The sequence below is a fragment of the Aureimonas sp. Leaf324 genome, from assembly GCF_001423245.1.
Lineage (GTDB): Bacteria > Pseudomonadota > Alphaproteobacteria > Rhizobiales > Rhizobiaceae > Aureimonas.
The window spans coordinates 148,317-160,929 of record NZ_LMOH01000001.1; the positions used below are offsets into that span (position 1 = coordinate 148,317).

11 protein-coding genes and 1 riboswitch are annotated in these 12,613 nt (G+C 67.1%); all 11 genes read left to right on the forward strand.

Annotation, left to right across the window (positions count from 1 at the left end; genetic code table 11):
* Window positions 1-34: 34 nt before the first annotated feature.
* The 11 genes from ASF65_RS00795 to thiS all read left to right on the forward strand — a co-directional run bounded on the left by ASF65_RS00795 (window position 35) and on the right by thiS (window position 12,613).
* Window positions 35-1,894 carry an IlvD/Edd family dehydratase gene (locus ASF65_RS00795; protein WP_244486519.1) on the forward strand — a complete coding sequence of 620 codons (1,860 nt, stop codon included), beginning with the start codon at window positions 35-37 and terminating at the stop codon, window positions 1,892-1,894.
* A gap of 11 nt (window positions 1,895-1,905) precedes the next feature.
* The gene (locus ASF65_RS00800; protein WP_082505078.1) at window positions 1,906-2,823 is read left to right on the forward strand and encodes an SMP-30/gluconolactonase/LRE family protein; all 918 of its coding nucleotides are present in this window, start codon (window positions 1,906-1,908) and stop codon (window positions 2,821-2,823) included.
* The gene (locus tag ASF65_RS00805) at window positions 2,820-3,749 is read left to right on the forward strand and encodes a 2-dehydro-3-deoxygalactonokinase (RefSeq protein ID WP_055883738.1); all 930 of its coding nucleotides are present in this window, start codon (window positions 2,820-2,822) and stop codon (window positions 3,747-3,749) included. Before ASF65_RS00800 ends, ASF65_RS00805 begins: the two co-directional genes overlap by 4 nt.
* Window positions 3,746-4,393 (forward strand): 2-dehydro-3-deoxy-6-phosphogalactonate aldolase, encoded by a 648-nt coding sequence (locus ASF65_RS00810; RefSeq protein WP_055883741.1) that lies wholly within the window; start codon window positions 3,746-3,748, stop codon window positions 4,391-4,393. The genes ASF65_RS00805 and ASF65_RS00810 overlap by 4 nt, the downstream gene beginning before the upstream one ends.
* Before the next feature lie 210 nt (window positions 4,394-4,603).
* Complete coding sequence (gene chvE / locus ASF65_RS00815) at window positions 4,604-5,671, forward strand: multiple monosaccharide ABC transporter substrate-binding protein (RefSeq protein WP_055883744.1); 1,068 nt, start codon at window positions 4,604-4,606, stop codon at window positions 5,669-5,671.
* A 115-nt stretch (window positions 5,672-5,786) separates the two neighbouring features.
* Complete coding sequence (mmsA, locus tag ASF65_RS00820; protein ID WP_055884946.1) at window positions 5,787-7,304, forward strand: multiple monosaccharide ABC transporter ATP-binding protein; 1,518 nt, start codon at window positions 5,787-5,789, stop codon at window positions 7,302-7,304.
* Entirely contained in the window at window positions 7,301-8,521 is a 1,221-nt protein-coding gene (gene mmsB, locus ASF65_RS00825; RefSeq protein WP_055883746.1) for a multiple monosaccharide ABC transporter permease, read from the forward strand. The genes mmsA and mmsB overlap by 4 nt, the downstream gene beginning before the upstream one ends.
* Window positions 8,522-8,657: 136 nt before the next feature.
* Window positions 8,658-8,945, forward strand: a complete 288-nt coding sequence (locus ASF65_RS00830; protein ID WP_055883748.1) for a DUF2218 domain-containing protein — start codon at window positions 8,658-8,660, stop codon at window positions 8,943-8,945.
* Between the two features lie 433 nt (window positions 8,946-9,378).
* Window positions 9,379-11,247: a cation:proton antiporter gene (locus ASF65_RS00835; RefSeq protein ID WP_055883752.1), complete on the forward strand. Its 1,869-nt coding sequence runs from the start codon at window positions 9,379-9,381 to the stop codon at window positions 11,245-11,247.
* Window positions 11,247-11,358, forward strand: a riboswitch (TPP riboswitch). It overlaps the preceding gene by 1 nt.
* Window positions 11,359-11,459: 101 nt before the next feature.
* A complete protein-coding gene (locus ASF65_RS00840; protein ID WP_055883755.1) occupies window positions 11,460-12,419 on the forward strand; it encodes an FAD-dependent oxidoreductase in 960 nt (319 codons plus the stop codon).
* Window positions 12,416-12,613 carry a sulfur carrier protein ThiS gene (gene thiS / locus ASF65_RS00845; protein WP_055883757.1) on the forward strand — a complete coding sequence of 66 codons (198 nt, stop codon included), beginning with the start codon at window positions 12,416-12,418 and terminating at the stop codon, window positions 12,611-12,613. The genes ASF65_RS00840 and thiS overlap by 4 nt, the downstream gene beginning before the upstream one ends.

The following is a 12,613-nucleotide window of genomic DNA, read 5'->3' on the forward strand; positions in this document are numbered from 1 at the left end:
CCCCGAGGGCTCCGAGACCGAAGGAGAAAAGACCATGTCGAACGACCTGACGAAGATCGAGGGAACGGACGAGCTGAAGACCGCCGGCGGCAGCCGCGGCCACGGCCGCGCGGGCACGACGCTGCGCTCGCGCGCCTGGTTCGACAATCCGGACAACGCCGACATGACGGCGCTCTACCTCGAGCGCTACATGAACTTCGGCCTCAGCCAGGAAGAGCTCCAGTCCGGCCGCCCGATCATCGGCATCGCGCAGACGGGCTCCGACCTCTCGCCCTGCAACCGCCACCACCTCGAACTCGCCAATCGCCTGCGCGAGGGCATCCGCGAGGCCGGCGGCATCGCCATCGAGTTTCCGGTCCACCCGATTCAGGAAACGGGCAAGCGCCCGACCGCGGGCCTCGACCGCAACCTCGCCTATCTCGGCCTCGTCGAGATCCTCTACGGCTATCCGCTCGACGGCGTGGTGCTGACGATCGGTTGCGACAAGACGACGCCGGCCTGCCTAATGGCGGCGGCGACCGTCAACATTCCGGCGATCGCCCTGTCGGTCGGTCCGATGCTGAACGGCTGGTTCCGCGGCCAGCGCACGGGCTCGGGCACGATCGTCTGGAAGGCGCGCGAACTGATGGCCAAGGGCGAGATCGATTACGCCGGCTTCGTGAAGCTCGTGGCGTCGTCGGCGCCGTCCACCGGTTATTGCAACACGATGGGTACGGCGACCACGATGAACTCGCTGGCCGAGGCGCTGGGCATGCAGCTGCCGGGCTCGGCCGCGATCCCCGCGCCCTACCGCGACCGCCAGGAAGTGGCCTACCGCACCGGCCTTCGCATCGTCGACATGGTTCGCGAGGACCTCAAACCGTCGGACATCCTGACCAAGGACGCCTTCGTCAACGCGATCCGCGTCAACTCGGCGATCGGCGGCTCGACCAACGCGCCGATCCACCTCAACGCGCTCGCGCGCCACATCGGCGTCGAGCTGACGGTGGACGACTGGCAGGAGTTCGGCCAGGAGATCCCGCTGCTCGTCAACCTGCAGCCGGCCGGCGAATATCTCGGCGAGGACTACTACCACGCTGGCGGTGTGCCGGCGGTCGTCAACCAGCTGATGGGACAGGGGCTCATCAAGGAGGACGCCCTCACGGTGAACGGCCGCACGATCGGCGACAACTGCCGCGGTGCGATCATCGAGGACGAGAATGTCATCAAGCCCTACGACAAGCCGCTGAAGGAAAAGGCCGGCTTCCTTGTGCTGAAGGGCAACCTGTTCTCGTCGGCGATCATGAAGACGAGCGTCATCAGCCCCGAGTTCCGCGATCGCTACCTCGTCAACCCGAACGATCCCAACGCCTTCGAGGGCACGGCCGTGGTGTTCGACGGGCCGGAGGATTACCACCATCGGATCGACGATCCGGCGCTCGGCATCGACGAGCACACGATCCTCTTCATGCGCGGCGCCGGCCCGATCGGCTATCCCGGCGCGGCCGAGGTCGTGAACATGCGGGCGCCCGACTACCTCATCAGGCAGGGCGTCACCTCGCTCGCCTGCATCGGCGACGGGCGCCAGTCCGGCACCTCCGGCTCGCCTTCGATCCTGAACGCCTCGCCGGAAGCGGCGGCGGGCGGCAATCTCGCGGTGCTGAAGACCGGCGACCGCGTGCGCATCGACCTCGGTCGCGGTACGGCGAACATCCTGATTTCGGACGACGAGTTGGCCGAGCGCCGCGCGGCGCTGAAGGCCGAGGGCGGCTACAAGTATCCCGAGCATCAGACTCCCTGGCAGGAGATCCAGCGCACGCTGGTCGGCCAGATGGAGACGGGCGCGGTGCTGGAGAACGCCGTGCAATACCAGCGCCTCGCGCAGACGAGGGGCGTGCCCCGCGACAACCACTGAGGCCTCCAGCGATGCAGGATCCGCAGAACGGCGCAACGGGGGCGGTCGAGGCCGCCCGCCTCCACATCCTCGACGCCCCCGCCTGCCATCTCGGCGAAGGCCCGACCTACGATCCGGCGAGCGACAAGGCCTGGTGGTTCGACATCGTCGGACGCCGTCTCTTCGAGAAGTCGTCCGCAAGTCCCGAGGTTCGGGTGCACGAGCTGCCGTTGATGGCGAGCCAGCTCTGCACGGTCGACGAGAACACGCAGGTCATCGCGACCGAGAACGGCCTCCACGTGCGCGATGTCGCCACCGGGCGCCTGACGCACCATACGGCCCTCGAGGCCGACGAGACCGACACGCGCTCGAACGACGGGCGCGTCCACCCGTCCGGCGCGCTCTGGATCGGCACGATGGGCCGCAAGGCCGAGGCCGGCCGCGGGTCGATCTACTGGTTCCGCGGCGGCGAACTCCGACGCCTCTATGCGCAGATCTCCATTCCGAACGCGATCTGCTTCTCGCCGGACGGAACCGTCGGCTACTTCGCCGATACCGCGCGCGGCGACATCCATCGCGTGGCGCTCGATCCCGAGACCGGCCTTCCCACCGGGGAGCCGTCGGTCTTCGTGCCGGCGGGAGCCTTCGCGGGCGGCCCGGACGGCGCGGTCACCGATGCCGATGGCAACGTGTGGAATGCGCGCTGGGGCGCGGGCCGGCTGGAGGTGTTCACCCCGGACGGCAAGCATCTGCGCTCGCTTTCCGTCCCGGCACGCCAGCCGAGCTGCCCGGCCTTTACCGGCCGCCATCTCGACCAGTTGCTCGTGACCACTGCCTACGAGGGCATGGACGAAGCCGAGCGGGCAGGCGATCCGAATGCCGGCCGGACCTTCATCGTCCAGGCCGGCGTGCGGGGCGTGGCCGAGCCGCGCCTGCGGTTGACGCCATGAGCCCGCGAGCGGCCTTCGCCCTCGTCGACTGGGGCACGACGTCGTTCCGGGCCTGGGCCTGCGCCTCGGACGGCACGGTTCTGAATGAGCGCCGCGCGCCCGAAGGGCTCACCGGCGTTGTCGACGGCGACTTCAGCGGGGTCCTCACCCGCCATCTTGCTGCAATGGATGTGGCGGACGACGCGCCGGCCGTCCTGTGCGGAATGGTTGGGTCGCGGACGGGCTGGGTCGAAGCGGCTTACCTCTCGGTTTCGACGCGGCTCGACGACCTCGCAAACCGCGCGACGCCGGTTCCGAACGCGGGCCGCCCGGTTCACATCCTGCCGGGTCTCGCCCAGCGCGGCGATGCGCCGGACGTCATGCGCGGCGAGGAAACGCAGCTTCTCGGCGTCGTGGCCGACGGGTTCGACACCGGGCTGGTCTGTATGCCGGGGACGCATTCGAAATGGGTGAAGCTGGATGGCGGGGCCGTTTCGGGCTTCTCCACCTTCATGACCGGTGAACTCTTCCAGCTCCTGCGCACGGGATCGATCCTGCGCCAGGCGGTCGAAGGCGCCGAGCCGCCGCAAGCGGACACCGCGGGGTTCGCCGAAGGGTTCGCGCGAGGCTTCCGCCACCCGGCCGAAGCGACCAACGCTTTGTTCCAGTTGCGGGCGGGCTGGCTTCTGGATGGCGCCGCGCCGTCCCGGCAGGCAGCACGGCTTTCCGGTCTGTTGATCGGGCTGGAGTTCGCCGGCGCGACCGCCCTTTACGGGACGAGCGATCGGATGGCGCTGCTGGCGACGGGTCCGATCGCGACGCTCTACAAGGCGGCGTTCGCGGCGGCCGACCTCTCGCTCCACCGCCGATTCGACGCCGACCAGTGCGTGCGCCACGGGCTTCTTGCTGCCGCGCACCGTCTTCATTCCGACCGGAGTTCATCATGAGCGACGTTTCAGCCCGGGTCGCCTGGCCCGCCTTCAAGCGTTCGCTCGTCGCGATCCTGCGGGGAATCAAGCCGGAAGAGGTCGAGGCATCCGTCGAAGCGCTGATCGAGGCGGGGTTCGAAGCGATCGAGATTCCTCTGAACTCGCCCGATGCGTTCCGCTCCATCGCCTCGGCCGTGCGTCTCGGCGGCCCCGAACATTACATCGGCGCGGGCACCGTTCTGACCCCGGAGCAGGTCGACCGTCTGGCGGAAGCGGGGGGGCGGCTTCTCGTCTCTCCCAATGTCGATGCCTCCGTGCTGCGACGTGCTGCCGCGCACGGCATGGTCACGATGCCCGGCGTCTTCACGCCGACCGAGGCGTTCCAGGCGATCGCGGCCGGCGCGTCGGCCCTCAAGTTCTTTCCGGCCAGCGTGCTGGGGCCGTCCGGCGTTTCCGCCATCCGCGCCGTTCTGCCGAAGGACATCGAGATCGGGGTTGTCGGCGGCGTGTCGGAAGACGACTTCGAAGGCTATGCCCGGATCGGTGTCCGCAGCTTCGGTCTCGGGTCCTCGCTCTACAAGCCGGGAATGACGGTTGGGGAGATCCGCGAGCGCGCCGATAAAGCCGTCTTGCTCTACGACCGAGTTTGCGGTTTACGATAAATCAGAGCGCAGAAAAAATTCATTGGCGACGTGAACGTCAATGCGATAATTCATCAGACAATTGGCTGCCGCCGCCGTGTCTTCGGGAGCGCGACGGGGGAGGGGCCGAGAAGCGCGCGGGCGAGGCTCGCGACGGTTCGAAGAGCTCGGCGCGAGGGGTTCGCGCTTTCGGACGCTCGCTCAAGGCGGCGTCACGATGGGAGGACGACTATGATTCGAATGAAGACCCTGCTGGCGGCGGTGGCCCTCGGCGCGATGACCCTCTCCGGCGGCGCGTTCGCGCAGGAGAAGGGCACCGTGGGCGTGCTGATGCCGACCAAGGCGTCCGCCCGCTGGATCGCCGACGGCGACAACATGGTGAAGCAGCTGCAGGAGCGCGGCTACAAGACCGACCTGCAGTATGCCGAGGACGACATCCCGACGCAGATCAGCCAGCTCGAGAACATGGTGGCCGCGGGCGTGCAGTCGCTGGTGATCGCCTCGATCGACGGCACGACGCTGACGGACGTGCTGCAGCAGGCGCACGACAAGGGCATCAAGGTCATCGCTTACGACCGCCTGATCCGCAACTCGCCGAACGTCGACTACTACACGACCTTCGACAACTTTCAGGTCGGCGTCCTTCAGGCGCAGTCGATCGTGCAGGGCCTCAAGCTCGAGAGCGCGGCCGGTCCGTTCAACATCGAGCTCTTCGGCGGCTCGCCGGACGACAACAACGCGTTCTTCTTCTACAACGGCGCGATGAGCGTGCTGCAGCCCTACATCGACAGCGGCAAGCTCGTGATCCCGTCGGGCGAGACCGGCATGGATCGCGTCGGCACCCTGCGCTGGGACCCGGCCGTCGCCCAGGCCCGTATGGACAACCTCCTGTCGTCCTACTACGGCGACAAGACGGTCAACGCCGTGCTCTCGCCGTATGACGGTCTGTCGATCGGCATCATCTCGGCGCTGAGCGCCGTCGGCTACGGCTCGGGCGACAAGCCGATGCCGATCGTGTCCGGTCAGGACGCGGAAGTGCCGTCGGTCAAGTCGATCGAGAACGGCCAGCAGTACTCGACCATCTTCAAGGACACCCGCGAGCTCGCGAAGGTGACCGTGAACATGATCGACGCGATCGGCCAGGGCAAGGAGCCCGAGGTGACCGACACCAAGACCTACGAGAACGGGGTGAAGGTGGTTCCGGCCTACCTTCTGAAGCCGGTGCTGGTGACCAAGGAGAACATCAAGCCGGTTCTCGTGGACAGCGGCTACTACACGGAAGCCCAGATCAAGCCCTGATCCGACGCTCCGGCGAGGCGCCCGGTGCGCCTCGCCATCGCCTTCGCGGGAGCCATCGGCTCCCGCTCCGTCGTTCTGAAAGCCGGGGAAGAACGCTTTGGCACCGATTCTCGAGATGCGCGGCATCACCAAGACGTTCCCGGGCGTGAAGGCGCTCGACAACGTCAATCTCGTCGTCGAACAGGGCGAGATCCACGCGATCTGCGGCGAAAACGGCGCCGGCAAGTCGACGCTGATGAAGGTTTTGTCCGGCGTCTATCCGCACGGCACCTACGAGGGCGACATCGTCTACGACGGCGAGGTCCGGTCCTTCCGCGGCATCCGCGATTCCGAGCATGTCGGCATCATCATCATCCACCAGGAGCTGGCGCTCGTGCCGCTCCTGTCGATCGCCGAGAACATCTTCCTCGGCAACGAGATTTCGAAGGCCGGCGTCATCAACTGGGACGAAGCCTTCCGCCGCTCCGGCGAGCTGCTCAAGCAGGTCGGCCTCTCCGAGCCGCCGACCACGCTGATCAAGGACATGGGTGTCGGCAAGCAGCAGTTGGTCGAGATCGCCAAGGCGCTGTCGAAGAAGGTGCGCCTGCTCATCCTCGACGAGCCGACCGCCAGCCTCAACGAGCGCGACAGCCAGGCGCTTCTCGACCTCCTCCTGGAGTTCAAGAAGCAGGGCCTGACCTCGATCATGATCAGCCACAAGCTGAACGAGATTTCGCGCGTCGCCGACTCGATCACCGTGATCCGCGACGGCTCCACCGTCTCGACGCTCGACTGCAAGGCCGGCGTCAGCGAGGACCAGATCATCCGCGACATGGTGGGCCGCCAGCTCGACGACCGCTATCCGCCCCGCCATCCGAAGATCGGCGAGGTCCTGTTCGAGGTGAAGGGCTGGAACGCCTTCCACCATCTCAACACGCAGCGTCAGATCGTGAAGGACGTCTCCTTCAACGTCCGCAAGGGCGAGATCGTCGGCATCGCCGGCTTGATGGGCGCGGGCCGCACCGAGCTCGCGATGAGCGTGTTCGGCAAGTCCTACGGTCGGCACATCTCGGGCGAGGCGTTCCTGCATGGCAAGCCGGTGGACGTGTCCACGATCCCGAAGGCCATCGAGGCGGGGCTCGCCTACGTCACCGAGGACCGCAAGCACTACGGTCTGCTGCTCGAGGACGACATCCGGCAGAACATCTCGCTCGCCAATCTTCCGGGCATCGCCAAGGGCGGCGTGATCGACGAGGACCGCGAACGCAAGGTCGCGGAAGACTACCGAACGAGCCTGCGCATCCGTTCGGCCAACATCTTCCACAAGACGCTGAACCTCTCGGGCGGCAACCAGCAGAAGGTGGTGCTGTCCAAGTGGCTCTTCTCGAACCCGGAGCTCCTGATCCTCGACGAGCCGACGCGCGGCATCGACGTCGGCGCCAAGTTCGAGATCTACTCCATCATCGAGCGGCTCGCATCCGAGGGTAAGGGCATTCTGATGATCTCGTCGGAAATGCCCGAACTCCTCGGCATGTGCGACCGCATCTACGTCATGAACGAAGGGCGCTTCGTGGCCGAGCTGCCGCGCGGCGAGGCGACACAGGAAAGCATCATGCGCGCCATCATTCGTACCGCAGGGAGAGACGCGGCATGAGCATCAAGACCGTGGAAGCCCCGGGCGGGCAGGGAAGCGGGGCCAGCCTCGACTACTTCAAGAACAACCTGCGCGAATACGGCATGCTCGTCGCGCTGGTCGCGATCATCCTGTTCTTCGCCGCCTATTCTGCCGCGACGGGTCGCCCGACCTTCGTGTCGGCGTCGAACCTCACCAACCTGTTCCTCCAGAACAGCTACGTCATCATCATGGCGATCGGCATGTTGCTGATCATCATCACCGGCCACATCGACCTGTCGGTCGGCTCCCTCGTGGGCTTTGTCGGCGCGGTCGGCGCAGTGCTGATGGTGCTCTATGACATACCCGTGCCCATCGCGGTGGCGATGTGTCTCGTGGTCGGCGCGGTGATCGGCGCGATCCAGGGTTATTTCGTCGCCTTCCTGCGCATTCCGTCCTTCATCGTGACGCTCGCCGGCATGCTCGTCTTCCGCGGCCTGACGTTCATGACGCTCGGCTCCTCGTCGTCGATCTCGCCGATCCCCGCATCGCTGCGCGCGATCTCGACGGGCACGATCCCCGACGTCCTGCCGGTCCTGGGTCTCGCGAACTCCACGACGCTGATCCTGGCGATCGTGCTCGCGGTCGGCTTCGCGCTGTTCGCCGTCTCCAAGCGTTCGGCCCGCAGCCGCATCGGCCCGGTCGCCGAGCCGCAGGCGTTCTTCTACGGTCGCGTCGCGCTCGTCACCGTCGCGATCCTCTTCATGGGCTACCTGCTCGCCACCAATCGCGGCCTGCCGAACGTCCTGATCCTCATGGCGGTGCTGATCGCGATCTACGCCTTCGTCACCTCGCGCACCACGATCGGTCGCCGCGTCTATGCGGTCGGCGGCAACGAGAAGGCGGCGAAGCTTTCCGGCGTGAAGACCGAGCGGATCGTCTTCCTCGCCTTCGTCAACATGGGCGTCCTCGCCGCCATCGCCGGCCTCGTCTTCTTCGCCCGCGTCGGTTCGGCGACGGCGAAGAACGGCACCGGCCTCGAACTCGACGTCATCGCGGCCTGCTTCATCGGCGGCGCCTCGGCCTACGGCGGCGTCGGCAAGGTGACCGGTGCGGTGATCGGCGCCTTCATCATGGGGGCGCTGAACATGGGCATGCAGACGTCCATGCAGCTGTCGATCGACTACCAGCAGCTGGTGAAGGGCCTCGTCCTTCTCGCCGCCGTCTGCTTCGACGTCTACAACCGCAACAAGGCCTGACGACCCGTCATCCGGCATCACAGGGCGCGGCGCCGGGGATCCGGCACCGCGCCCTTTTTCGTTCGGAGAAACCGGACTTGATTGCCGGGCGGCGTTGGACGTCACTAGGGACCAAAGCTCGAACCCGGAGGATCCGATGCCGACCACACGCGCTGCCGTGCCGACCGCGCACGCCAGCCGCTATCTGCAGCAGCTGTGCAAACACTGGTCGCACAAGTTCGCCGTGACCTTCGATCCACGAGAGGGCACGATCGAGATGCCGTCTGCTGTTGTCTCCATGACGGCCGACGACGATCGGCTCGTGATCACCGTTGCCGCCGACGACCCGGCAACCCTCGACCGCATGGAGGGCGTCGTCGCGGATCACGTTCGCCGCTTCGCCTTCCGTGAGGAACTCGCGTTCGAGTGGACGCGCGAAGCCTGATCACTTCGACCGGCTGGCTGCTTGCCTGACCGGTGAATTGACGCGGGCCGCGGATCGCAGTCCTCCGACAGCAGCTTGGCAGTGCTTTTGAAGCGCTTCCCGACCAGAGTGAATGGTTGTGATCGTCCTTCCGACGCTCGCTGCGCGGCGGGCGCCTTCGATCCGCGCCGGCGTGGCTCGCCGGTCACGATTCGATAGCATCGCCCCTTCCTCGCGCCTTGCCACGAGACGAAATCTCTCCCGTGCCGACCATCCGACCCGGTCCGAAGACGCTCTCGCTCGCCTGAAACGAGGAACCGCAGCGGCGGGCCTGGAGACCTGCCTTCCACTTCGCCGTCCCGCTCGCGCGACTTTTGTGCTGCAAGCTGCGCCGCCTTCGCCTATCCCGGGTGAGACCACAATCCGGAGAGATTCGAAGCCGAGGGGCGCGACGATGCTGCACGACATGCCGTTGATCGAGACGATCGTGGCCGGACTGGGCCTCGCCTTCGTCTTCGGCACGCTCGTGAACCGCTTCGGTATCTCCCCGATCGTCGGGTATCTCCTGGCGGGCATCAGCGTCGGCCCGTTCACGCCCGGCTTCGTCGCCGATCAGGGGCTGGCGACGGAACTTGCCGAACTCGGCGTAATCCTGCTGATGTTCGGCGTCGGCCTGCACTTCTCGCTGGCCGATCTCATGTCCGTTCGCGCGATCGCCGTTCCGGGCGCCGTCGTCCAGATCGCCTGCGCGACGCTGCTCGGCATGGGCCTCGCCTGGCTCCTCGGCTGGTCGGCCGGGGCAGGGCTCGTGTTCGGCCTTGCACTCTCGGTGGCGTCCACCGTGGTGCTCCTGCGCGCGATGCAGGAGCGGCGACTGATCGAGACCGGCAAAGGGCGCATCGCGGTCGGCTGGCTGATCGTCGAGGATCTGGCGATGGTCCTCGCGCTGGTGCTGCTGCCGGCGTTCGCGACGGCACTCGGCGGGACCGCGCCGAGCGGCGGGAGCGGCATCTTCCACGACCTCGGGCTCGGCGTCTCCGGCGTCCTCCTGATGACCGTCTTCAAGCTCTGCCTCTTCGTCGTCCTGATGCTGCTGGTCGGACGGCGGATCATTCCCTGGGCCCTGCAGATGACGGCCAGTTCCGGGTCGCGGGAGCTTTTTCGCCTGGCGGTCCTGGCGATCACGTTGGGCGTCGCCTTCGGCGCGGCCTCGCTGTTCGGCGTGTCGCTAGCATTAGGCGCCTTCTTCGCCGGCATGATCATGGCCGAGTCCGACCTCAGCCATCGCGCCGCCGAAGACACGCTTCCGCTGCGCGATGCCTTTGCGGTCCTGTTCTTCGTCTCGGTCGGCATGCTGTTCGATCCGCGCAGCCTGATCGAGGATCCGCTGCCGATCCTCGCGACGGTGCTGATCATCGTCTTCGGCAAGTCGCTCGCCGCCTTCGTCATCGTGCGCGCCTTCGGCCATCCCGTCTCGACCGCCCTTACGATCTCCGTCTCGCTGGCCCAGATTGGCGAGTTCTCGTTCATCCTCGCCGAACTCGGCGGACGGTTGAACATCCTTCCACCCGAGGCCCGCGACCTGATCCTGGCGGGCGCGATCCTCTCGATCATGCTCAACCCGATCCTGTTCTCCTCGATCGACCGCCTCCGGCAGCGTCTGGAGCGAGGGGCGGTCGACGAAGTCGGAGCGTCGACCTCGATGACGATGCCCCGTGCTGGACGCGGGCACGAGCCGCAGATCCAGCCGGCCGGCACGGTGCCCACGCACATCCCGGCCGGCAGCGTCGCGATCGAATCGGGAGACCTGAAGCCGACCGTCCTCGTCGATCACCTCGTCCTTGTCGGCTATGGCCGGGTCGGTTCGCGAATCGCCCAGCGGCTGACGGATGCCGGGCGATCCTTCGTCGTCATCGAGGACGCGGACAAGCGCGTCGCCCGCATCCGATCAGCGGGACTGGAGGCGGTCGTCGGGAACGCCGTGAAGCCGGAGGTGCTCGCGGCGGCCAATGTCGCCAAGGCGCGCGACATCGTCCTCGCGTTCCCCAACAGCTTCGAGGCCGTCGCGATCATCAATGCGGCGCGCGCGGCCAACCCGTCGGTCCGCATCACCGCGCGCGTCCATTCGGGCGAACAGCGCGAGCGGCTGATCCAGGCCGGAGCGGACACGGTGATCAACGGCGACGAGGTCACCGCGCAGGCCATCGCGGAACACCTCCTCGATGCCGGATCGGATCGGCCGCTCGGTGACGGTCCGGTCCTGCAGGCGGACGAACCGATGGACGGCGCGGCATTGACAGTCGGGTCGGATCGCTTACCCTGAAGGCTTCCAGGGGGAGTTCCGACAGGGAACTGAGAGGCCGGCTCGAACGCCCGGCGACCCCACGAACCTGATCCAGTTCGCACTGGCGTAGGGATGGAGTGACCCGCTCCTGAAGGGCCTGTCGGACGCCATTGAGCGCGTCGTGCCCTTCGCCGCGGCGGGCGATTTCCCTTCCGGCCGCCGTTGCGATGGATCGCGGCTGGGGAGCGGCGATGACCATCCACGTGCTGGGAGCCGGTGTGGCCGGGCTGACAACGGCGCTTCGCCTCGTCGAGGCGGGGGGCGACGTCGTCGTTCACGAAAAGGGTGCCGATCTCGGCGCGTCGGCCTCGTGGCTGGCCGGTGGGATGCTCGCACCCTACTGCGAGGCGAGCGTCGCGGATCGCAGCGTCATTGCGCCGGGGCTTGAGGGCATGGCATTCTGGAAGGGCGTGACGGATGTCCAGACGAACGGCACGTTAGTGGTCGCCTCGGGCCGAGACGCCGCCGATCTCAACCAGTTCGCCGCGCGGACGCAGGCACACCGCTGGCTGGACGCGGAGGGGTTGTCCGCGCTGGAGCCCGATCTCGGCGGCCGTTTCGCGCGGGCGCTCTTCTTCGAAGGCGAGGCCCATCTCGACCCGCGGCGGGCGCTGGGCGATCTCCTGCGCCGGATCGAGGCGGCCGGAGGACGCGTTTGCTTTCGGTCCGCCGTCGACCCTTCCGATCTTGCAGGCGAGCGGGTCGCGGACTGTCGTGGGCTTGCGGCCTCCATGCCGCGTCTTCGCTCCGTGCGTGGAGAGATGGCGGTCGTCCGTTGCCCGGATGTCCAGCTCAAGCGGCCGATCCGGCTGCTTCATCCGCGCTGGCCGATCTACGTCGTGCCGCGCGACGACCATGTCTTCATGATCGGCGCGACGATGGTCGAGAGCGAGGCAGCCGGCGGCATCACGCTTCGCTCCGCCGTCGAGCTTCTGACGGCCGCCTTTGCGCTGCACCCGGCGTTTGCGGAGGCGGAGGTGCTGGAGGTCGGCAGCGGACGCCGCCCGGCCCTATCGGACAATCTGCCGCGTGTTGATAGGACTGAACAGGGCGTCGCGTTCTCCGGCCTCTATCGTCACGGCTTCCTCCTCTCCCCCGCCTTCTCGAAGATCGCCGCCGACATGCTGGTCGGCGCCAAGGAGCCCGCATGAAGATCCTGTTGAATGGCGAGCCTAGCGAGACTGCGGCCCGTGACCTCGACGCGCTGCTCGCCGAACTCGACGTCCGGCCAGAGGCGGTGGCGACGGCGTTGAACCGCGAGTTCGTGCCGCGGGGCGCTCGTGGGAGCGCGACGATCGCGGAAGGTGACGCGGTCGAAATCCTCTCACCGATGAAGGGGGGCTGA